This is a genomic window from Escherichia sp. WS1450, assembly GCF_046487395.1.
GTDB lineage: Bacteria > Pseudomonadota > Gammaproteobacteria > Enterobacterales > Enterobacteriaceae > Escherichia > Escherichia coli.
Genome location: NZ_JBJQJO010000017.1, coordinates 1 through 21,135, shown reverse-complemented (window position 1 = coordinate 21,135; position 21,135 = coordinate 1). Strand labels below are relative to the sequence as shown.

19 protein-coding genes and 2 pseudogenes are annotated in these 21,135 nt (G+C 48.5%); 9 read left to right on the top strand and 12 right to left on the bottom strand.

The window, feature by feature from the left end; translation table 11 throughout:
* Positions 1 to 140: 140 nt before the first annotated feature.
* The 10 genes and pseudogenes from ACJHYR_RS18395 to yihV form a co-directional block, all read right to left on the bottom strand.
* Positions 141 to 383 carry a CopG family transcriptional regulator gene (locus tag ACJHYR_RS18395; RefSeq protein WP_001086386.1) on the bottom strand — a complete coding sequence of 81 codons (243 nt, stop codon included), beginning with the start codon at positions 381 to 383 and terminating at the stop codon, positions 141 to 143.
* Between the two features lie 218 nt (positions 384 to 601).
* On the bottom strand, positions 602 to 820 hold the full coding sequence (locus tag ACJHYR_RS18390) for a CopG family transcriptional regulator (protein ID WP_001295676.1): 219 nt from the start codon (positions 818 to 820) through the stop codon (positions 602 to 604).
* Positions 821 to 1,515: 695 nt separating this feature from the next.
* Positions 1,516 to 2,430, bottom strand: a complete 915-nt coding sequence (locus ACJHYR_RS18385) for a transposase (protein ID WP_077688679.1) — start codon at positions 2,428 to 2,430, stop codon at positions 1,516 to 1,518.
* 12 nt (positions 2,431 to 2,442) lie between these two features.
* A pseudogene (locus ACJHYR_RS18380) lies at positions 2,443 to 3,330 on the bottom strand (hypothetical protein); the annotation flags it as partial.
* 415 nt (positions 3,331 to 3,745) lie between these two features.
* Positions 3,746 to 4,687: a fatty acid biosynthesis protein FabY gene (gene fabY / locus ACJHYR_RS18375; RefSeq protein WP_001377153.1), complete on the bottom strand. Its 942-nt coding sequence runs from the start codon at positions 4,685 to 4,687 to the stop codon at positions 3,746 to 3,748.
* 44 nt (positions 4,688 to 4,731) lie between these two features.
* Positions 4,732 to 5,169 (bottom strand): D-aminoacyl-tRNA deacylase, encoded by a 438-nt coding sequence (gene dtd, locus ACJHYR_RS18370; RefSeq protein ID WP_000560983.1) that lies wholly within the window; start codon positions 5,167 to 5,169, stop codon positions 4,732 to 4,734.
* Entirely contained in the window at positions 5,166 to 6,038 is an 873-nt protein-coding gene (locus tag ACJHYR_RS18365; protein ID WP_000920762.1) for a virulence factor BrkB family protein, read from the bottom strand. The genes dtd and ACJHYR_RS18365 overlap by 4 nt, the downstream gene beginning before the upstream one ends.
* Positions 6,032 to 6,631 (bottom strand): glucose-1-phosphatase, encoded by a 600-nt coding sequence (gene yihX, locus ACJHYR_RS18360; protein WP_001315111.1) that lies wholly within the window; start codon positions 6,629 to 6,631, stop codon positions 6,032 to 6,034. The genes ACJHYR_RS18365 and yihX overlap by 7 nt, the downstream gene beginning before the upstream one ends.
* 98 nt (positions 6,632 to 6,729) lie before the next feature.
* The gene (locus ACJHYR_RS18355; protein WP_000059678.1) at positions 6,730 to 7,515 is read right to left on the bottom strand and encodes a DeoR/GlpR family DNA-binding transcription regulator; all 786 of its coding nucleotides are present in this window, start codon (positions 7,513 to 7,515) and stop codon (positions 6,730 to 6,732) included.
* 33 nt (positions 7,516 to 7,548) lie between these two features.
* A complete protein-coding gene (gene yihV / locus ACJHYR_RS18350; RefSeq protein WP_000621642.1) occupies positions 7,549 to 8,445 on the bottom strand; it encodes a sulfofructose kinase in 897 nt (298 codons plus the stop codon).
* 167 nt (positions 8,446 to 8,612) lie between these two features.
* On the opposite strand from yihV, the gene yihU reads away from it, so the two are divergent.
* The 9 genes from yihU to ompL all read left to right on the top strand — a co-directional run bounded on the left by yihU (position 8,613) and on the right by ompL (position 19,354).
* Positions 8,613 to 9,509 carry a sulfolactaldehyde 3-reductase gene (gene yihU / locus ACJHYR_RS18345; RefSeq protein WP_000718901.1) on the top strand — a complete coding sequence of 299 codons (897 nt, stop codon included), beginning with the start codon at positions 8,613 to 8,615 and terminating at the stop codon, positions 9,507 to 9,509.
* Positions 9,510 to 9,532: 23 nt separating this feature from the next.
* The gene (gene yihT, locus ACJHYR_RS18340) at positions 9,533 to 10,411 is read left to right on the top strand and encodes a sulfofructosephosphate aldolase (protein WP_042002952.1); all 879 of its coding nucleotides are present in this window, start codon (positions 9,533 to 9,535) and stop codon (positions 10,409 to 10,411) included.
* Between the two features lie 15 nt (positions 10,412 to 10,426).
* Positions 10,427 to 11,668: a sulfoquinovose isomerase gene (gene yihS / locus ACJHYR_RS18335; protein ID WP_000870914.1), complete on the top strand. Its 1,242-nt coding sequence runs from the start codon at positions 10,427 to 10,429 to the stop codon at positions 11,666 to 11,668.
* Between the two features lie 67 nt (positions 11,669 to 11,735).
* Positions 11,736 to 12,638, top strand: a complete 903-nt coding sequence (locus ACJHYR_RS18330; RefSeq protein WP_059327826.1) for an aldose-1-epimerase — start codon at positions 11,736 to 11,738, stop codon at positions 12,636 to 12,638.
* Between the two features lie 60 nt (positions 12,639 to 12,698).
* Positions 12,699 to 13,574 carry a sulfite exporter TauE/SafE family protein gene (locus ACJHYR_RS18325; protein WP_000345433.1) on the top strand — a complete coding sequence of 292 codons (876 nt, stop codon included), beginning with the start codon at positions 12,699 to 12,701 and terminating at the stop codon, positions 13,572 to 13,574.
* A 107-nt stretch (positions 13,575 to 13,681) separates the two neighbouring features.
* On the top strand, positions 13,682 to 15,718 hold the full coding sequence (gene yihQ / locus ACJHYR_RS18320; RefSeq protein WP_059327827.1) for a sulfoquinovosidase: 2,037 nt from the start codon (positions 13,682 to 13,684) through the stop codon (positions 15,716 to 15,718).
* A 45-nt stretch (positions 15,719 to 15,763) separates the two neighbouring features.
* Complete coding sequence (locus tag ACJHYR_RS18315) at positions 15,764 to 17,149, top strand: MFS transporter (RefSeq protein ID WP_001590955.1); 1,386 nt, start codon at positions 15,764 to 15,766, stop codon at positions 17,147 to 17,149.
* Between the two features lie 42 nt (positions 17,150 to 17,191).
* Positions 17,192 to 18,595, top strand: a complete 1,404-nt coding sequence (locus ACJHYR_RS18310) for an MFS transporter (protein ID WP_001521793.1) — start codon at positions 17,192 to 17,194, stop codon at positions 18,593 to 18,595.
* 66 nt (positions 18,596 to 18,661) lie between these two features.
* Positions 18,662 to 19,354, top strand: a complete 693-nt coding sequence (ompL, locus tag ACJHYR_RS18305) for a porin OmpL (RefSeq protein WP_001309878.1) — start codon at positions 18,662 to 18,664, stop codon at positions 19,352 to 19,354.
* Between the two features lie 90 nt (positions 19,355 to 19,444).
* Here the strand turns inward: ompL and ACJHYR_RS18300 are convergent, their stop codons facing one another.
* Both ACJHYR_RS18300 and ACJHYR_RS18295 read right to left on the bottom strand, forming a co-directional pair.
* Positions 19,445 to 20,710 carry an MFS transporter gene (locus tag ACJHYR_RS18300; RefSeq protein WP_000956312.1) on the bottom strand — a complete coding sequence of 422 codons (1,266 nt, stop codon included), beginning with the start codon at positions 20,708 to 20,710 and terminating at the stop codon, positions 19,445 to 19,447.
* A 101-nt stretch (positions 20,711 to 20,811) separates the two neighbouring features.
* Positions 20,812 to 21,042: pseudogene (locus ACJHYR_RS18295) on the bottom strand (hypothetical protein); the annotation flags it as partial.
* Between the last annotated feature and the right edge of the window lie 93 nt (positions 21,043 to 21,135).

Here is a 21,135-nt window from a genome sequence, read left to right as displayed (position 1 = left end):
GTTCATAGGGTGTGACGACACCATCTCTCTTATTCCGCGTTACCACCTCAAGCTATGCTGCCAGTGCCTGTTTTGCCTCAATTTTCACACTGAACAAATCGATAACAATATCGATATCAAATAGCCAAATCTTTTTGCCATTACCATTCCTCGCGCAGCTTACGCTGGTATTCGACACCATCTTCCTCACTCCCTTGCCAGATGCCAAAAGCACTGGCTCTTGCTGTTTGCGATTGATTTACCAGGTATTGATCTACCGCTTCCCGTAATAGCTCCGCACGAGGAAGATTACGCTGCACCTCGAGATCATCAAGTTGCTTAAACAACTCATTCGATAAATCGAGTAAAATTCTGCCCATATCTATACCTGCCAGAGAGTTCATAAATATCTCGCCAATATCATTTTTGAATCTATGGAGAGAAAAGTACCCTTGCCGAATCTTTAAAGAAAGCTCATTTACGCATCATTTTTTATTTTTGCGAGGCGTTTTCCAGATATGATGTAACAGTTGCAGTTATTATAAGTTCAAGTAAAACAGCCTTGTATTAATACCAGAATAAGGGCATCTGTTTTTTTATATTCAAGAATGAAAAATTTTTGTCATTCCTTATGCTCCTTACACTGATCATCAACACCAACTACCTCCCCCTTTTGCCTGCCACCCTTTGCTTTACGCACCGGGAATTGCTGACGCTCCAGATATTGCTCTACCGCTTCGCGTAAAATTGCAGATCGTGAAACCTTACGCCAGCCCCGAAGCTTGTTCAGCCGTTTAATTGCCTCTTCTGATAAATGAAGAAAAACCGTATTCATCGCCATTACCACCACCTTACATATATTACTCATTAATGTATGTGCGAAAATTACGCCGGAAAATCATTTAAAAAAAGCGGATTTTTGCATGTTGTTTTGTTTTTGCGAGGCGTTTTCCAGAAATAATAAGAGCGTTGCAGTTGTTTCATTTATTACTCAAAAATGGTTTAGTTATCGCCCAAGATGAGTTATGGGTGCTATGAATATATTATATTCAGGGATATTTATTTTTTGATTGGATCTTTATTTGCATAATCTGAATGGTGTACCCGAAAAACGTCAGCATCCTAACAGCACCAGGATTTAAGGTGAAATTTAACATCCATCACAGACCGTTCAATGCTGCCACCAACCGGTCTTTACTTGCTCGTCGTTATAATTTTGTGGGTAACAGTTCGGGAAACAAGGAATTCCTTCCGGAACACCCCTGACATCATCCGCTAGCATTGTCGTCAATCATCGGCGCGACGATGAGTTTTTTTAATCGCATCATAGGGTGGCAACGGTCAGCACGATACGGGTCATAGCAAAACTCCTGCACAGGCGGCCACTATGCCGCTTTCACAGGAGTTCTGAATGCTAGTGCTTTCTGTATGGCTTCGCTATGCCCCTCGCGGCTAAGCGCCTGCACACATCTCTCTTTGAATGTCATTTTTGCAATGCATTGTCCGAATTCTGATAATCCTAATGAGTTTTACCCGTCAGACTCCCATCCCTACGGTATACGAGCTAGATTCATGAATGAAATCGACATTTTTAAAAAACGAATCTTGTAAAACATCCGTGTTGATATTACCTTGCAACCCAACATTAAATTTGTTAGAGAGATGAAGAACTCGAATATCAAAAAGGTCTTTTAACATCATTAATTCTTTGGCTGTTAATGAATCGCAGTTAAAATATCCCTGTTGATCAAAAAGATTTTCTATTTCTCCATCATCGGCGAGGCGTTTTTCAAAGAGTGTTTGCAACATCGAGTTGCCAAGGACAATGGATATCGTGCGATCTTTCGCAGATTTACACCCCATCACAACGGCAACATTCGTATCCCCCTCAGGAGTTTCATTTATCGCCGTCGATAAAATGGTGGTCAAACACGCAAACGGAACTGTATTTCTTTCGTGATTTAATTTATCTACCAGCTCATTCCATTTATCAAAAGCCGGGCGATATTTGTTGCGCACAGAAGCATCCAACTGGGTAAACAATTGAGCCATGCGATTTTTTATCATCTCGATATCCGGAGAACCAGAAAGACTTTGCGCATAATACGGTCCTGATGATGTTGCATACATTAAAGCCGATCCCACGCCTGTCGCCATGATGGGCGCAGCTACGGTTTTGGCAAGGGCGACGCTGCGATGGCTATGCGCTTCACAGGCTAAAGGAACATATTCCACTGACTGCGGTAATTCCTTACATGCCTCCCTCATCATTGCGGTATGCTTTACAAACAACGGTTTTTCACTGCCCAAAAAAACTTTCTGCTTAATTGCACTAAGAAAACGTAAATCAAAAATGATTGTTTTTGGTTTATTATTTTTTGGCACATTTCCTATTATCCCGCTAAGAACCTTCCTTGCTGCATGGAGATTTTTTTGCACAGCACATAACACAATTGACGAAGCCTTCTCTACTGCGTTATTGATTTTAATTTTAAAATCTGCATGATATACGTTGACGGGCAATGCAAGTATATCTTCCCCTACATCTTTGGCTGAGTATTTATTTGTGATCGACGGTCGTGAATCCACGAGAAAACTTAGCTGCAAATTATGCTCTATATTACCAGCTGTTTTTGTAGTGTGGTTAAACATAGAGATGCCACCTCTCATTCTTTCACACATATCCTCAACTTTTTCACTTCGTTCTTGTGGCAATTTGGCTTTAACGTTAATTTGATGATTTTTACCCGTGCATTCCTTAACTACAAGAGGAATGTTATCTAAAGTGCCATACAGGCTAATAACGTCACCAGGATTTTTATCATGTAAGTAAGTTTGATTAATACTCGAAGCATTCACAAAGAGGTCAATATTATAACTGTTTATAACTTCACCTACATCAAATGTGTAGTGCTTACTCTGGAGGCTGCCATCCTTATTTAATTGTATATCAATCAATATATCCCCGGACTTTGTCACCATATCTTTGCCATAAACCATTTGCATAGCCATTTCGAGGAGATTTTTATCTAACTGATTGCGGGCGTTGAGTAAGCGACTACCAAATAATTTATATACTGTTCCCGTCATTGCCAGCGCTGCACTTTCTGGTACTTTGCGTTTCCACAGTGAGGTTTCTTTATTTTTAAACAGGTCATATTTATTATTACTCGACAACCCGAGTTTAAGTTCGTTAACACAATCGCACAGTTGCTCCTCACCTTCCATTTTAAGGCGATGTGAAAAATCATTTAATAGCGTTTGCTTCGGTGATTCATTACTCATTAGTTGTTTTTCTAAATTAACAATAGAATAACTTTCTTGTTTAATGAGATTAATATTGGCAACCATTACAGCCTCCTTCCTACGGTTTAAGAGCAAACATGCCACATAATTATTTACAACATCCAGAAGCAGTAAATGAATGATACTGACAATGACGCCAATCCATTATCTTTGCATAATGTTTGTTAGCTATAGATTTTAAAAATATTTATGAGAAAAGTATGGCACCAGAGGGGGTTTTGACTATCAAAAATCGCTCAAACATGAACTAAGATGATGAATTAAGCATTATCAGCGATAATTGCCACTCAGCTCTACAAATAATATTTAAATGCTCCTGAACAGTGATGTAGCAAGACACGTATGGTGCCAACGAAGAATAAAAATTTATAGAGTTCTTATTCAATATAACCGGAATAGTCAGAGACTGAAGTAAATGACCTGAAAGAATGAGAGAGGCAGCACCGCCCCTCTCCATCAGCTACTCTTCTTCGTTCCCGCCCTCTTCATACGGGCCAAATGGCTTCGCGGGCAGAACGATATACGTGCCTTCAAACACTGCACCCAGCGTCTCGTCGCCAAAGATTTCGACCTGCATTTGTACCCGCGCTTTGCGCCCGCGCGCCAGACGGTCGAGATCGCCGCTTAAGGCACCGAGGTCGGCTACCGCATGAGGTTTACCGCTAATCGGCTTGCTGTAGCGGATATGCGCATCCGCAAGAATAATCGTTCCGCCGAGGTGCCGTTCACGCAGCATCAGCCAGATAAGCCCCCAACCGGTGAGCGTCGCCAGTGAGAATAAACTCCCGGCAAACAACGTGTGGTGCGGATTCTGATTGCCGGTTTCCGGCATGGTGGTGATAAATTTTTGCCCGGTATATTGCTGAATGCGCACGCCCATTTTTTCACTTAGCGGGATATGTTCGTACCACGCCTGTTGCAGCTGCGCGCACCAGTCGCCGCGATGCAGAATGTCATCCAGAGTGGCGACAGGTTTTATCATCAAAAAATGGCGAATCGGCGTGGTGGTTGGCGTGGTGATCTCCCCTTGATTGACAAACCCCAGCTTGGCGAAAAACTCCACCGCGTCTTCACGGGCGCTACAGGTCACGCGCTTAACGCCTTCCTGACGCGCCACCGACTCCAGGGTCATCGCCATCAGCGTTCCTAACCCTTTGTCCTGCACGTCGGGATGAACGGCCATAAAGCGAATGGACGCTTCATTGTCGGCATTAATATACAGTCGGCCTACCGCCACCAGATTACCCTGCTCGTCGACGACCATCTGGTGATGCGCCATCGCATCCCACGCGTCGCGTTCCGAACCTTTTGGTTGATGCAGGGGCTTACGCAACATTTCCCAGCGAAACTGATAGTAACGCTCTAATTCTTCTTCTGTTTGTGGAACCCGAAGGTGATACATAGCGATACTCTCTCTTGTTTCCCGTGACAACCCTGGAAGCTGGCTCATACCTGCAACCAGAATGTCACGGGGCCATCATTGACCAGCGATACCTGCATATCGGCAGCGAAGCGTCCTGTTTGCGTGTTCATCTCTTGCTGACGGCAGCGTTCGACGAAATAGTCATATAACGCCTCTGCGCGATCCGGTGATGCACCTTTGGAGAAACTTGGACGCATCCCCCGTTCGGTATCTGCGGCGAGGGTAAACTGGGAAACCACCAGCACACTGCCGCCCGCCTGTTGCACGTTGAGGTTCATCTTGCCTTCGGCATCGCTAAAGATGCGATAGCCGAGCACACGCTCGCACAGACGGTTTGCTTTCTGTTCGTCGTCATCCTTTTCGACACCCAATAACACCAAAAGTCCCGCGCCAATTTCGCCCGTCACTTCTCCCTCCACGGTGACGCTGGCACGGGTTACGCGTTGAATTAATGCAATCATGGTTCGTCGTCTTCTTCTTGTTCAGCTGCTTGTTTTAATTTGCGGTATTCCCCGAGAGTGACAGTAATTTCCGCGCCAAGCAAGACGATACACCATGTCCAGTAGACCCAGACAAAGAGAATGGGGATCACCGCCAGCACGCCGTAAATGAGCTGATATGACGGGAACATGGTGATATAAAGCGCGAAACCTTTCTTTCCTGCTTCGAACAGGAGTGCAGCGACAAACGCGCCGACAATCGCGTCGCGGTTAGGTACGCGGATGGTAGGAACAATGCTGTACAGCAACCAGAAGGAGATCCACGACAACAGCAGCGGAAAAATACGCAGCACGTTGTCGATGACAGTATTGAGATCGCTCGCCCAGCGCAGGGAGAGCAAATAGGAACTGATCGCCAGACTGGCCCCTGCCAGCAGCGGCCCCAGCGTTAAAATCATCCAGTACACGGCAAACGAGTAAATTTTTGGTCGCGCTCGTTTACTGCGCCAGATGGTATTCAACGCGCTATCGATGGAGTACATCAACAATAACGCGGTGACGATCAGCCCGCACGCGCCAACGGCGGTCATCTTGTTGGAATTGGCAACAAATTGTTCGATATACCGCTGAATAACATCGCCAGTAGCAGGCAGAAAGTTGGCAAAAATAAAGTGACGCAACTGAATGCTGACGTCGGAAAACATGGGAAAAGCGGCGAAAAGCGCAAAAACAACGGCAACCAGCGGCACTAATGAGAGCAACGACACATAGGCAAGGTTACCTGCCAGGGTTGTCATGTTGTCCTCATCAATGCGTTGCCAGAGTAGTTTTAGCCAGGCCCATAGTGGACGGGTACGGTGCCTGGCTTTGTCCTGAATGGTTTTTAGCATAACACCTTCGCGAAATAGTCCGGGATGGTGGTTTTATCTTTCACCAGAATACTGGTAATGCCTAGCTGATTAGCTCCTTCTATATTATCGGCGTTATCGTCGAAAAAGACCGTATCGCTGGGTGAAAAACCTTCCGCCTGCAAAACATGCTGGTAAATTCGTGCTTCAGGTTTGCGCATCCCCAGATCTTGCGACAGATAGATATGGTCAGCAGCATCACGAATTTCCGGGTATTCCTCCGGCCAGAAGGTAGTATGCAGGCGGTTAGTATTGGAAAGCACCACCACGCGATGCCCCTGCTCACGCAGTTTATGCATGATGGCGATCACTTCCGGGCGCAGCGCAACAAACACCGCCTGCCAGCCGTGAGAGAACTGCTCGTAGCTTAGCGGTAGAGCCATCTCATGACACAGCGCCTCTGCGAACGCTTCGTCGCTAATTTCCCCACGCTCATGCTGATGAAACGCCTCGCCCATGTGGAAACTCTTCTTAAGCGTAGCCAGTGGAACACGCGTTAAATCGCTCCAGGCTCCCAGCACACGGTTAAAGTCGATATCGACAATCACATTACCTAAATCAAAGATATAGAGCATTTTTGCCTCCTTTCGCGCCACAAGAAATTAACTGTAGCGGGAAAGGATGGGTTTGGCTATGTGGTCAGGTATGAAGCAAGGTCAACGGTCACAAAATTCTACGCGTCTTCCTGGGGAAGGATGATTTCAATTTGGCTGTCTTGTAAGCGTGATTTTAGCGCAGCGGGCGGCAGCTCGTCGGTAAAGAGCGCGGTAACCTGTGCCACGTTACCAATTTCAACCGCCGCCGAAGCATGATACTTAGTGTGATCGGCGACCAGCAGGATATTTCTCGCGTGCGCCATCATCGTTTTCACCACGTTAGCTTCGTTAACATCAAACTCCATCAACGCGCCATCGCTCTCAATCGCCCCAACGCTTGTTACCAGATAATCAGCACGAAAATCAGCCACAAAGGACGCCGCTGAAGGGCCAATGATCCCGCTATTATGAGAGCGCAACGTACCGCCGGGCACCATCACTTCAAAGCGCGGGTTGTGGTAAAGAATATGCGCCACACGCAGGCTGTTGGTGATTATCCGCAAATGATTGTGGTTAAGTAACGCCCGGGCAACATGCTCAACGGTCGTACCAATGGTGATAAATATTGTTGAACCATCAGGAATATAATCTGCCACCGCTTCGGCAATCGCTTTTTTTTCTTCGGTTTGCGAAACCTCACGCTGCTCGAACGCCGTATTAACGACGCTGGAAGCCCGACCCGCGCCACCGTGATGGCGCGTAATCAGTCCTTGCTCGCTTAATTTACGAATATCCCGGCGGACCGTCTGCGTGGAGACATCCAGCAGATTTGCCAGCTCATCAATATTCATATACCCACGCTCGGCGATCAGCATGAGGAGTTGGTCGTGCCGCGGGTTACCGGTTAGTTCGGTAAGGCTCATGAAAATTCCTCGAAAAACCATCACCCGGGCATTTTATACAAAAAGTGACAAAAAAGATCGGGTTTGATCACAGTCAGGGATCCCGGCTCGTCCACCGGGACGCGTGCATTTCAACGCCGCTACACCGCTGGCGAAGCGGACTGACTCCGCTAAATCCCCATCTGTTGCCAGCGCCACCGCCAATGCGCCGTGAAAAACATCACCCGCACCGGTGGTATCTACCACATCAACTTTGAAGGCCGGTTGATGTTGACGTCCGCCATTTTCCAGCCAGTCACAGCCTGCGCTGCCCTGGGTCACATAGACATGACCATTTGTGAGCGTTTGTGCCTGTTTTAGCGCACTGGCCATCTCTTTCACGCCCGTTAAGCGCGCCAGACCCGGTTCTGAAAAGGCCGCGTGATCGCTTAATGCCACCAGCTCGCTGATGTCCTGCGGCGTAATGTCCCCGTCCAGAACGGTCATCACGCCCGCCTGCCGGGCCAGAGTGAAGGCTTTTTTAGCACCGTCGTGCCAGCGTACATCTGCCAGCACAACATCCCACTGAGAGAAATCAATTTCCTCCAACCACTCTGCGTCAGGTAGCAGGTCCGGGCTGGGGTAGTTAATGATTATCCGCTCGCCTTTGGCATCCACCATGATGGCGGATTGCGAAGATTTCGCCTGGTTATACCGTTTGGTGTAACGGGTGTTAACGCCCCAGGATTCCAGCTCTGCCAGCAGGCTGTTGCCCGTGTCGTCATCACCGACGCGACCAATAAAATCGACCTGCGCCCCCAGCCTTGCCGCCGCAACCGCTGCCGTCGCCGCTGGCCCGCCACCAACTTCCGTATAATTTCTCGCCACGTATTTACCGCTCTCCGTCGGTAATCCTTCCACGTAATAAATACGATCCATCACGGTAATACCTACACAAGCAACACGAATCATGGTCATTCCTTAAGCATTTTGGGATGCGTTCATTTTAATTTCACCAATTGTTTAAAAAGTGACGGCTGTCAATTTTTTGACGATAAATTACAAATACGATCAAAAACAGACAAGCAAAATATGTCATAAATGACAAAAAGTGACATCACTGTATTCAGGAGAGGGTTATGGCAGCAATCGCGTTTATCGGTTTAGGACAAATGGGTTCGCCAATGGCGAGCAATTTATTGCAGCAAGGGCATCAACTTCGCGTCTTTGATGTGAACGCCGAAGCTGTGCGGCATCTGGTAGACAAAGGTGCGACTCCCGCCGCCAACCCGGCGCAGGCCGCTAAAGATGCCGAATTTATCATTACCATGTTGCCGAATGGCGATCTGGTGCGCAGCGTGTTGTTCGGTGAAAACGGCGTTTGCGAAAGCTTATCTACCGATGCGCTGGTCATCGATATGTCGACCATCCATCCGCTGCAAACCGATAAATTGATTGCCGATATGCAAGCCAAAGGCTTCAGCATGATGGATGTTCCGGTAGGCCGTACTTCTGCAAATGCCATTACCGGTACTCTGTTACTGCTGGCTGGCGGCACCGCTGAACAAGTTGAACGCGCCACACCGATCCTGATGGCGATGGGCAGTGAGTTGATCAACGCGGGCGGTCCGGGCATGGGGATCCGCGTTAAGCTCATCAACAACTACATGAGCATCGCGCTCAATGCGCTTTCGGCAGAAGCCGCTGTTTTGTGCGAAGCCCTGAATCTTCCCTTCGATGTTGCCGTCAAGGTGATGAGCGGCACCGCCGCCGGTAAAGGCCACTTCACCACTTCCTGGCCAAACAAAGTCCTCAGCGGGGATCTTTCTCCCGCCTTCATGATCGATCTTGCCCATAAGGATCTTGGTATCGCCCTTGATGTCGCCAACCAGCTGCATGTGCCAATGCCGCTGGGGGCCGCCTCACGGGAGGTTTATAGCCAGGCGCGCGCAGCGGGTCGCGGTCGCCAGGACTGGTCCGCCATTCTGGAACAGGTCCGTGTCAGTGCCGGGATGACTGCCAAAGTAAAAATGTAACGACTGGATAAAGGAATAAATGAATGAATAAGTACACCATCAACGACATTACACGCGCATCGGGCGGTTTTGCCATGCTGGCGGTCGATCAACGCGAAGCCATGCGCATGATGTTTGCCGCGGCTGGGGCACCCGCTCCAGTAGCCGATAGCGTTTTAACTGATTTCAAAGTTAACGCTGCAAAGGCCCTCTCGCCTTATGCCTCGGCGATTCTGGTGGATCAGCAATTCTGTTACCGCCAGGTGGTTGAGCAAAACGCGATTGCCAAAAGTTGCGCCATGATTGTCGCCGCCGATGAGTTCATTCCTGGCAACGGTATTCCGGTAGATAGCGTGGTCATTGACCGCAAAATCAATCCGCTACAAATCAAACAAGACGGTGGCAAAGCCTTAAAACTGCTGGTGCTGTGGCGTAGCGATGAAGATGCGCAGCAACGCCTGAATATGGTGAAAGAGTTCAACGAACTGTGCCATTCAAACGGTCTGGTGAGCATCATTGAGCCGGTTGTTCGCCCACCACGTCGTGGCGATAAATTCGATCGCGAACAAGCGATCATCGATGCTGCCAAAGAGCTGGGCGACAGTGGCGCTGACCTCTACAAAGTTGAAATGCCGCTTTACGGTAAAGGTCCGCAACAAGAGCTTCTCAGTGCTTCACAACGTCTGAATGACCATATCAATATGCCGTGGGTGATACTTTCTTCCGGTGTCGACGAAAAACTGTTCCCGCGTGCCGTACGCGTGGCAATGACAGCGGGTGCATCGGGCTTCCTGGCTGGTCGTGCCGTCTGGGCATCGGTCGTCGGTTTACCAGACAACGAGCTGATGCTGCGTGACGTTTGCGCACCGAAATTACAACAACTTGGCGATATCGTCGACGAAATGATGGCTAAACGCCGCTAAGATGGGGATACAAAAATGAAATGGTTTAACACCTTAAGTCACAACCGTTGGCTGGAACAGGAAACCGACCGCATCTTTGATTTTGGTAAAAATTCCGTAGTACCGACCGGATTTGGCTGGTTAGGCAATAAAGGGCAAATCAAAGAAGAGATGGGCACCCATCTGTGGATCACCGCTCGTATGTTGCACGTTTATTCCGTTGCTGCGGCGATGGGTCGACCTGGCGCTTACTCGTTGGTTGATCACGGTATCAAAGCCATGAACGGCGCACTGCGCGATAAAAAATATGGCGGCTGGTATGCCTGTGTGAATGACGAGGGCGTGGTGGATGCCTCCAAACAAGGCTATCAACACTTCTTTGCTCTGCTGGGTGCCGCCAGTGCCGTCACTACCGGTCACCCGGAAGCACGCAAGCTGCTCGATTACACCATTGAAATTATTGAAAAATATTTCTGGAGTGAAGAAGAGCAGATGTGCCTGGAGTCGTGGGACGAAGCCTTCAGCAAAACCGAAGAGTACCGCGGCGGCAATGCCAACATGCACGCGGTGGAAGCCTTCCTGATTGTTTATGACGTAACGCACGACAAAAAATGGCTGGATCGCGCCATTCGCGTGGCTTCCGTGATTATCCACGACGTCGCCAGAAATAATCATTACCGCGTTAACGAACACTTCGATACCCAGTGGAATCCGCTGCCGGATTACAACAAAGATAACCCGGCGCACCGCTTCCGCGCGTTCGGAGGTACTCCGGGCCACTGGATCGAATGGGGCCGTTTAATGCTGCACATCCACGCCGCACTTGAAGCCCGCTGCGAACAGCCGCCTGCCTGGCTGCTAGAAGATGCCAAAGGTCTGTTTAACGCCACCGTGCGCGATGCCTGGGCACCCGATGGCGCGGACGGGATTGTTTATACCGTTGACTGGGAAGGCAAACCGGTGGTCCGCGAACGTGTGCGTTGGCCTATCGTCGAGGCGATGGGTACGGCTTACGCGCTCTACACCGTCACCGGCGATCGCCAGTACGAAACCTGGTATCAGACATGGTGGGACTACTGCATTAAGTATCTGATGGACTATGAAAATGGTTCATGGTGGCAGGAGCTGGACGCGGACAATAAGGTCACAACCAAAGTCTGGGACGGTAAACAGGATATTTATCACCTGCTGCATTGCCTGGTGATCCCGCGTATCCCGTTAGCCCCTGGTCTGGCACCGGCTGTTGCCGCAGGCCTGCTGGACGTTAACGCGAAATAACTGAGCTGAAATAACGGCATATCAGGCTACATGCCGGGTATGTCGTTATTCAATAAAGGTGCCTCGTATGCAAATCACCAACATGCATTGCAGTGGACAAACCGTTTCACTTGCCGCGGGGGATTATCACGCGACTATCGTGACGGTTGGTGCTGGTCTGGCTGAATTAACCTTTCAGGGTTGTCATTTAGTCATCCCGCACAAACCCGAAGAGATGCCGCTGGCGCATCTGGGTAAAGTGCTTATTCCGTGGCCGAACCGGATCGCCAACGGCTGTTACCGCTATCAGGGGCAGGACTATCAGTTACCCATTAATGAACATAGTTCAAAAGCCGCTATTCACGGGCTGCTTGCCTGGCGTGACTGGCAAATTAGCGAATTAACCGCCACCAGCGTTACCCTGACAGCTTTTCTGCCGCCCAGTTACGGCTATCCATTTATGCTGGCTTCGCAGGTTGTTTATTCGCTCAACGCTCGCACGGGCCTTTCCGTTGAGATCGCAAGCCAGAATATTGGTACTGTGACCGCACCTTATGGTGTGGGTATTCATCCTTATTTAACCTGCAACTTAACATCTGTTGATGACTATCTTATCCAGCTTCCGGCAGAACAGGTTTATGCCGTCGATGAGCACGCAAATCCGACAACGCTTCACCACGTTGATGAGCTGAATTTAAATTTCACGCGGGCGACAAAAATAGCCGCGACAAAAATAGACCATACCTTTAAAACCGCTAATGACCTGTGGGAAATGACCATTACCCATCCACAGCATTTGCTTTCGGTGAGCCTCTGTTCCGATCAACCCTGGGTGCAGGTTTATAGCGGTGAAAAATTACAGCGTCAGGGACTGGCAGTTGAACCTATGAGTTGCCCGCCTAACGCCTTTAATTCAGGTATCGACTTATTATTACTGGAACCAGGAAAAACGCACCGCCTGTTTTTTAATATTCACGGGCAGCACAATTAATTTTATTAAGAAAAGAACGAGATCATTGTTTAGGGTTGTATTTACACAACAGGAAATATTATGGACTTTTTTACGTTATTTTCGCCGGATGGGGCCATGGTGGAAACAAGCGTGGTATGTATCGTTATCGCGTTAATGTTTCTTTATACCTTTGTGGGGATATGCGCGGGATTTGGCGGTGGTTTAACCACTATGCCGCTCGTCACGTTAATGCTCCCCGTAAAAATGGCAACTCCGCTCTCGGTGATTGTCGGCACCGCGACCGCCTTGTACGCCACCTGGCTGTCACGTAAAGAAACGGATTGGCGATCGGCAATGGTACTGATTATTTTCTCGTTTCTGGGAATACCCGTCGGTTTATATGCGCTGTCATATTTACCCGACCATTTTATGAAAGTGGGCTTAGGCGGATTCCTTATCCTCTACTCGTTTTATAGTATGTTTATTCCACGCCTGCCGATTTATGACCGTAACTGGATCGCCGCACCTATAGGCGCAGTAGCTGGCGCATTAGGCGCGGCGTTCTCAACCAACGGACCGCCGATGGTTATCTACGGTATGCTGCGTAACTTAGGCCCGGCGGCATTTCGTGGCACTCTGAACGCTTTCTTCACCGCAAACAACATCGCGGTGATCGGCGGGCTGGCGACCAGCGGAATTTTGACTGTTTCTATCTTTAAACTGGTGCTGTTTTGTATTCCCACCATGATCCTCGGTTCACTGGTTGGACAATATGTGCATAAACGCATTTCAGTCAAAGTGTTCCGTGTGATGGTCTTTTTGTTGCTGATTGCCTCCGGTTCTATGTTGATAAAAGGCGCGCTGGGAATTCCCGCTGCTGCCGCGCTTCTGCCTCCTTTTACCTTGTTAGTTATACTGCAACTGGCATTTGGTAAAAAAGTGGCGGCAATCCGCCGGGCTGAAGAAAGTAAATAATCACTTATGCGGGTTTTAATTTATACCCGCACACATTTTTTAATTAATGAAACCTGTAACAACAGGATGGCATGAAATATTAGCTTTATACTCTATGGAGATTATTTATGGATACGCCACGCCCACAATTACCAGATTTTCAGTTTCATCAGAATAACGACAGTTTTATCCTACATTTTCAACAGCGTCTTATTTTAACCCATAGCAAAGATAATCCTTGTTTATGGATTGGTTCAGGTATTGCGGATATCGATATGTTCCGCGGCAATTTCAGCATTAAAGATAAACTACAGGAGAAAATTGCGCTTACCGACGCCATCGTCAGCCAGTCACCGGATGGTTGGTTAATCCATTTCAGCCGTGGTTCTGACATTAGCGCCACGCTGAATATCTCTGCCGACGATCAGGGCCGTTTATTGCTGGAACTACAAAACGACAACCTTAACCACAACCGCATCTGGCTGCGCCTTGCCGCTCAACCAGAGGACCATATCTACGGCTGCGGCGAACAGTTTTCCTACTTCGATCTGCGCGGCAAACCGTTCCCGCTATGGACCAGTGAACAAGGCGTTGGTCGCAACAAACAAACCTATGTCACCTGGCAGGCCGACTGCAAAGAAAATGCGGGCGGCGACTATTACTGGACTTTCTTCCCACAGCCTACGTTTGTCAGCACGCAGAAGTATTACTGCCATGTTGATAACAGTTGCTACATGAACTTCGACTTTAGCGCCCCGGAATACCATGAACTGGCGCTGTGGGAAGACAAAGCTACGCTACGTTTTGAATGCGCTGACACATATATCTCCCTGCTGGAAAAATTAACTGCCCTGCTGGGACGCCAGCCAGAACTGCCCGACTGGATTTATGACGGGGTAACGCTCGGCATTCAGGGCGGGACGGAAGTGTGCCAGAAGAAACTGGACACCATGCGTAACGCGGGCGTGAAGGTCAACGGCATCTGGGCGCAGGACTGGTCTGGGATCCGTATGACCTCTTTTGGCAAACGCGTAATGTGGAACTGGAAGTGGAACAGCGAAAACTACCCGCAACTGGACTCACGTATTAAGCAGTGGAACCAGGAGGGCGTGCAGTTCCTGGCCTATATCAACCCGTATGTAGCCAGCGATAAAGATCTCTGCGAAGAAGCGGCACAACACGGCTATCTGGCAAAAGATGCCTCTGGCGGTGACTATCTGGTGGAGTTTGGCGAGTTTTACGGCGGCGTTGTCGATCTCACTAATCCGGAAGCCTACGCCTGGTTCAAGGAAGTGATCAAAAAGAACATGATTGAACTCGGCTGCGGCGGCTGGATGGCTGACTTCGGCGAGTATCTGCCCACCGACACTTACCTGCATAACGGCGTCAGCGCGGAAATTATGCATAACGCCTGGCCCGCACTGTGGGCGAAATGTAACTACGAAGCCCTTGAAGAAACGGGCAAGCTTGGCGAGATCCTTTTCTTTATGCGCGCCGGTTCTACCGGTAGCCAGAAATACTCCACCATGATGTGGGCGGGCGACCAGAACGTCGACTGGAGTCTCGACGATGGCCTGGCGTCGGTTGTCCCGGCGGCGCTGTCGCTGGCAATGACCGGACATGGCCTGCATCACAGCGACATTGGCGGTTACACCACCCTGTTTGAGATGAAGCGCAGCAAAGAGCTGCTGCTGCGCTGGTGCGATTTCAGCGCCTTCACGCCGATGATGCGCACCCACGAAGGTAACCGTCCTGGCGACAACTGGCAGTTTGACGGCGACGCGGAAACCATCGCCCATTTCGCCCGTATGACCACCGTCTTCACCACCCTGAAACCTTATCTGAAAGAGGCCGTCGCGCTGAATGCGAAGTCCGGTCTGCCGGTCATGCGCCCGCTGTTCCTGCATTACGAAGACGATGCGCACACTTACACCCTGAAATATCAGTACCTGTTAGGTCGCGACATTCTGGTCGCTCCGGTGCATGAAGAAGGCCGTAGCGACTGGACGCTCTATCTGCCGGAGGATAACTGGGTTCACGTCTGGACGGGTGAAGCGTTCCGGGGCGGGGAAGTTACCGTTAATGCGCCCATCGGCAAGCCGCCGGTCTTTTATCGCGCCGATAGCGAATGGGCGGCACTGTTCGCGTCGTTAAAAAGCATCTAATCACATCCGCCCGTGGGGAAACTCATGGGCAAAGGGAGAACATCGATGAGTCACATCACAACGGAAGATCCAGCAACTTTACGCCTGCCCTTTAAAGAGAAACTCTCTTACGGTATCGGCGATCTGGCCTCTAACATCCTGCTGGATATTGGTACGCTTTATCTTTTGAAGTTTTATACCGACGTTCTGGGGCTACCTGGTACCTATGGCGGCATTATCTTTTTGATCTCGAAATTCTTTACCGCCTTTACCGATATGGGAACCGGCATCATGTTGGATTCCCGACGCAAGATCGGTCCAAAAGGTAAGTTCCGTCCTTTTATTCTGTATGCGTCATTCCCGGTCACCTTACTGGCGATCGCCAACTTTGTCGGCACACCGTTTGATGTCACCGGTAAAACGGTGATGGCCACTATTCTGTTTATGCTTTACGGACTGTTTTTCAGCATGATGAACTGCTCCTACGGCGCAATGGTCCCCGCTATCACCAAAAACCCCAACGAACGCGCCTCACTGGCGGCATGGCGTCAGGGCGGCGCTACGCTGGGCCTGCTGCTGTGTACGGTGGGATTCGTACCAGTGATGAATCTTATCGAGGGGAATCAGCAACTTGGCTATATCTTCGCCGCCACGCTGTTTTCACTGTTCGGCCTGCTGTTTATGTGGATCTGCTACTCGGGCGTGAAAGAGCGTTATGTCGAAACCCAACCTGCTAATCCGGCGCAAAAGCCTGGCCTGTTGCAATCATTCCGCGCAATTGCCGGTAACCGCCCGCTGTTCATTCTGTGTATTGCTAACCTCTGCACCTTAGGGGCGTTTAACGTCAAGCTCGCCATTCAGGTTTATTACACCCAGTACGTGCTTAACGATCCCATCCTGTTGTCATATATGGGATTTTTCAGCATGGGCTGTATTTTCATCGGCGTGTTCCTGATGCCTGGCGCAGTCAGACGTTTTGGTAAGAAGAAGGTCTATATCGGCGGCCTGCTGATTTGGGTGCTTGGCGATCTGCTCAACTATTTCTTTGGCGGCGGTTCGGTCAGCTTCGTGACGTTCTCCTGCCTGGCATTCTTCGGCTCAGCGTTTGTTAACAGCCTGAACTGGGCGCTGGTTTCCGACACCGTGGAATATGGCGAATGGCGCACCGGCGTGCGTTCGGAAGGGACGGTCTACACCGGTTTCACCTTCTTTCGCAAAGTTTCTCAGGCGCTGGCTGGTTTCTTCCCCGGCTGGATGCTGACGCAAATCGGCTATGTGCCGAACGTCGCACAGGCTGACCACACCATTGAAGGGTTGCGCCAGCTGATCTTCATCTACCCAAGCGCACTGGCAGTAGTCACCATTGTGGCGATGGGTTGCTTCTACAGTCTGAACGAGAAGATGTACGTCCGCATTGTTGAAGAGATAGAAGCCCGTAAACGCACGGCGTAATTATAATAAACAACGCCCTGCGGGGCGTTATAAGGAGTGATTATGTCTGACCATAATCCACTGACATTAAGACTGAATCTGCGGGAAAAAATCGCCTATGGTATGGGCGACGTCGGTTCGAATTTAATGCTCTGCATCGGTACTCTGTATCTCCTCAAATTTTATACCGATGAATTAGGGATGCCTGCTTACTATGGCGGGATTATCTTTCTGGTGGCGAAGTTTTTTACCGCGTTTACCGATATGCTCACCGGATTTTTACTCGATTCGCGGAAAAATATTGGGCCTAAAGGAAAGTTCAGGCCGTTTATTTTATACGCAGCGGTTCCGGCGGCGTTAATTGCAACGCTCCAGTTTATCGCCACCACCTTTAGTTTGCCGGTTAAAACGACGATTGCCACAGCACTGTTTATGATGTTTGGACTTTCATACAGTCTGATGAACTGCTCGTATGGTGCGATGATCCCGGCAATTACCAAAAACCCCAATGAGCGCGCGCAGCTCGCGGCTTACCGCCAGGGTGGTGCAACCATAGGGCTATTGATTTGTACCGTGGCGTTTATTCCGTTGCAGTCGCTTTTTTCTGACTCCACCGTCGGTTATGCCTGCGCGGCACTGATGTTCTCCATTGGTGGCTTTATTTTTATGATGCTGTGCTACAGAGGCGTCAAAGAGCATTATGTGGACACGACGCCAACCGGACATAAAGCCAGTATTCTCAAATCTTTTTGCGCGATATTTCGTAATCCGCCATTGCTGGTTTTGTGCATTGCTAACCTGTGTACCCTGGCGGCATTTAATATCAAACTGGCGATTCAGGTCTATTACACCCAATATGTGCTGAATGATATTAATTTATTGTCGTGGATGGGATTTTTCAGTATGGGATGTATCCTCGTCGGCGTATTACTGGTGCCATTAACTGTAAAATGTTTTGGTAAAAAACAGGTTTATTTAGCTGGCATGGTGCTATGGGCGGTTGGTGATATCCTGAATTATTTCTGGGGAAGTAACTCTTTCACTTTCGTCATGTTCTCTTGTGTCGCCTTTTTTGGCACGGCCTTTGTGAACAGCCTGAACTGGGCGCTGGTACCAGATACCGTAGATTACGGTGAATGGAAAACCGGTATTCGTGCCGAAGGTTCTGTTTATACCGGTTATACCTTCTTTCGTAAAATTTCTGCCGCACTTGCTGGCTTCTTGCCAGGCATTATGCTGACGCAAATCGGTTATGTTCCCAACATCGCGCAAAGTGATGCGACATTACAGGGTTTGCGTCAGCTCATTTTTATCTGGCCTTGTGCGCTGGCAATTATTGCTGCATTAACGATGGGATTCTTTTACACACTCAATGAAAAACGGTTTGCATTGATTATTGAGGAAATCAACCAACGCAAAAATAAAGAGATGGCGACAGAAGAAAAAACGGCTTCCGTAACGTTATAAATGTCAATAGCCGCTATTTCCATCCTGGTGGGTGGCGGCCTCCCTACGTTTAAAAATGGACTTATTATGAAAAAGATTAATGCAATAATTCTATTATCCTCTCTGACCTCTGCCTCGGTATTTGCTGGCGCATACGTCGAAAACAGGGAGGCATATAATCTCGCCTCCGATCAGGGCGAAGTTATGCTACGCGTGGGTTATAACTTCGATATGGGCGCGGGTATTATGTTAACCAATACCTACACCTTTCAGCGAGAAGATGAACTCAAACATGGCTATAATGAAATTGAAGGTTGGTATCCTTTATTTAAACCAACCGATAAATTAACCATCCAGCCCGGTGGCTTAATTAATGACAAGAGTATCGGTTCGGGTGGTGCCGTTTATCTGGATGTTAACTACAAATTTACTCCGTGGTTTAACCTGACGGTGCGTAATCGCTATAACCATAATAATTACAGCTCTACAGATTTGAACGGCGAATTGGATAATAACGACACCTATGAAGTTGGCACCTACTGGAATTTTAAAATCACCGAGAAATTCTCCTATACATTTGAACCACATTACTTCATGCGAGTAAATGACTTTAATAGCAGCAATGGAAAAGATCATCACTGGGAAATCACTAACACCTTCCGTTATCGCATTAATGAACACTGGCTGCCTTATTTCGAATTACGCTGGTTAGATCGTAATGTCGAACCGTACCACCGCGAGCAAAACCAGATTCGTATCGGGACGAAGTATTTCTTCTGATGTGAAACTGCCGGATGCGGCGTAAACGCCTTATCCGGCCTACGGTTGATACGGTTTTCGTTGGCCGGATTAAGCACATCCGGCCATTAATTAAGCTTCAGCCGCCAGCATCTCTTTCTTACGTTGGCTAATACGCTTAACCAGCATTACGGAAACCACCGCACCACAGAATGCGAAGCAGGCCATAATGCCAAACACGATTTTGTAGCCAATAATCCCCGGATTTAAATCCAGAATGTAGCCATACAGACTGAAGCAGAACATCGCCGGGGCGTAACCAATAAAGCTACCCAACGCCATCGCCGCGCCTGTTTTATTTTCAGCAATTTTTGCTTCGCCGATAGGTGCAAAAAATACGGCTCGCTGTGTAAAGACTATCGCGCCAAAGCCCAGCGTACATGCCATCCCTAAATATACCGGCATACTTTCGTGCGGCAGCATAATCAACAGTACGAGCGCAGCGGTACTGATGATAAAGGTGTAGCATAGATATTTACTCGGCGATTTCAGGATCTTATCTGAAATCATGCCACCAATCGGTCCACCAATCATTTTCAGACAGTATTGGTTAATGATGCCGTAAGCCCCCACCAGCGCAACGGGCAATAGATAGATGTTTTTCAGGAATGGAATGAAGAATGTCAGGCCACAGTAAACCGCGTAAACGAAGAAGACGTTGAAAGCGATAAGCCAGATAGTTTTGTCTTTCAGCACCGAGGTCATACTGGTGTTTTTCGATGCTCCGTCTTCTTTTTTCACCTCAACGGACGGTGCCTCTTCTTTGTCATTCAGAACAAAGAAAATGATAATGCCTACGGCAATCACAATAAGGGAATAGAACCAGATGCCTGCTTTAAAACCCAATAAGCCACTGCCAAACCAGGTAAATACTGCCAACGCAGAAAATGCCACCACGGTATCGACAATGCCACGCCCTGTTTCGAAGAAGCCAAACAACCGACCTTGTTGTTCGCTATTGCCCAATCGACTTACCGACTTGAGCAAGACCGGCCAGTTCATCATGTCGCAAGTAACGCCAAATAGCGCCCAGACAAAGAGGATGCCCCAATACCCCGGCATTGTCGTCAAATAAACACCCAGTAATCCTGTCGCAATGAGTGAGAATGACATGGTGTATCTGCGCGGTAGTTTATCGGCAAAATAAATAGACAGAAAAAAGCCCACTGTCGTGACAAATGAGTTTACCGACATAGCATTACCAATTTGACCATTGGTCAAATGGAAATATTCCTGCATCGGGATATAAAACGCATCTTTCAGCGACGGTAATTTATAAATTGTACCGCCACACAATGTTAATAGACTAAATAACGCCCATTTCTTTTTCGTGAGCATAACATCCCCTAAGCGATTTTTAAAATCACTGTTTTAAAGGCAATAAGATACCGACCATTCATATCGAATGGTTTTATTAACTGCGTATGAGTTAAAACTTATTAGTGGTTCAGAAGATGGTTTGCCTCTTGTTTGATTTGTTGTAGTACGTTACGGACATGATTTATCTGATTAATTGCATCTTCTTTTTCTTTACGTAACCGCGCATCCAGTAAATGATTTTCTGGCAATGGTGTTTCACTCATCTGGCGATAAGGGATCCACGGATTATCATCTTCGTCTTCAAAGCGGAACGCCGGCGCATAGTAATCAACTGTAGTGGTCAAGTAATACTGGCCACGGTTTTACAGTAAAAATGGTATCTGTTCTCTGACTCTTCCGGCGTCAGCCCTCCGTTATAATGGTGAGGCCTGACGCTATTGTAA

Coding starts and splice junctions, on each gene's coding strand:
- ACJHYR_RS18300 (WP_000956312.1), bottom strand. CDS start 20,710: ATGCTCACGAAAAAGAAATGGGCGTTATTTAGTCTATTAACATTGTGT.
- ACJHYR_RS18330 (WP_059327826.1), top strand. CDS start 11,736: ATGCAAATCACCAACATGCATTGCAGTGGACAAACCGTTTCACTTGCC.
- ACJHYR_RS18310 (WP_001521793.1), top strand. CDS start 17,192: ATGTCTGACCATAATCCACTGACATTAAGACTGAATCTGCGGGAAAAA.
- ACJHYR_RS18390 (WP_001295676.1), bottom strand. CDS start 820: ATGGCGATGAATACGGTTTTTCTTCATTTATCAGAAGAGGCAATTAAA.
- yihT (WP_042002952.1), top strand. CDS start 9,533: ATGAATAAGTACACCATCAACGACATTACACGCGCATCGGGCGGTTTT.
- yihQ (WP_059327827.1), top strand. CDS start 13,682: ATGGATACGCCACGCCCACAATTACCAGATTTTCAGTTTCATCAGAAT.
- ACJHYR_RS18325 (WP_000345433.1), top strand. CDS start 12,699: ATGGACTTTTTTACGTTATTTTCGCCGGATGGGGCCATGGTGGAAACA.
- ACJHYR_RS18315 (WP_001590955.1), top strand. CDS start 15,764: ATGAGTCACATCACAACGGAAGATCCAGCAACTTTACGCCTGCCCTTT.
- yihV (WP_000621642.1), bottom strand. CDS start 8,445: ATGATTCGTGTTGCTTGTGTAGGTATTACCGTGATGGATCGTATTTAT.
- ACJHYR_RS18365 (WP_000920762.1), bottom strand. CDS start 6,038: ATGCTAAAAACCATTCAGGACAAAGCCAGGCACCGTACCCGTCCACTA.
- ACJHYR_RS18395 (WP_001086386.1), bottom strand. CDS start 383: ATGAACTCTCTGGCAGGTATAGATATGGGCAGAATTTTACTCGATTTA.
- ACJHYR_RS18355 (WP_000059678.1), bottom strand. CDS start 7,515: ATGAGCCTTACCGAACTAACCGGTAACCCGCGGCACGACCAACTCCTC.
- ompL (WP_001309878.1), top strand. CDS start 18,662: ATGAAAAAGATTAATGCAATAATTCTATTATCCTCTCTGACCTCTGCC.
- yihS (WP_000870914.1), top strand. CDS start 10,427: ATGAAATGGTTTAACACCTTAAGTCACAACCGTTGGCTGGAACAGGAA.
- dtd (WP_000560983.1), bottom strand. CDS start 5,169: ATGATTGCATTAATTCAACGCGTAACCCGTGCCAGCGTCACCGTGGAG.
- fabY (WP_001377153.1), bottom strand. CDS start 4,687: ATGTATCACCTTCGGGTTCCACAAACAGAAGAAGAATTAGAGCGTTAC.
- yihX (WP_001315111.1), bottom strand. CDS start 6,631: ATGCTCTATATCTTTGATTTAGGTAATGTGATTGTCGATATCGACTTT.
- yihU (WP_000718901.1), top strand. CDS start 8,613: ATGGCAGCAATCGCGTTTATCGGTTTAGGACAAATGGGTTCGCCAATG.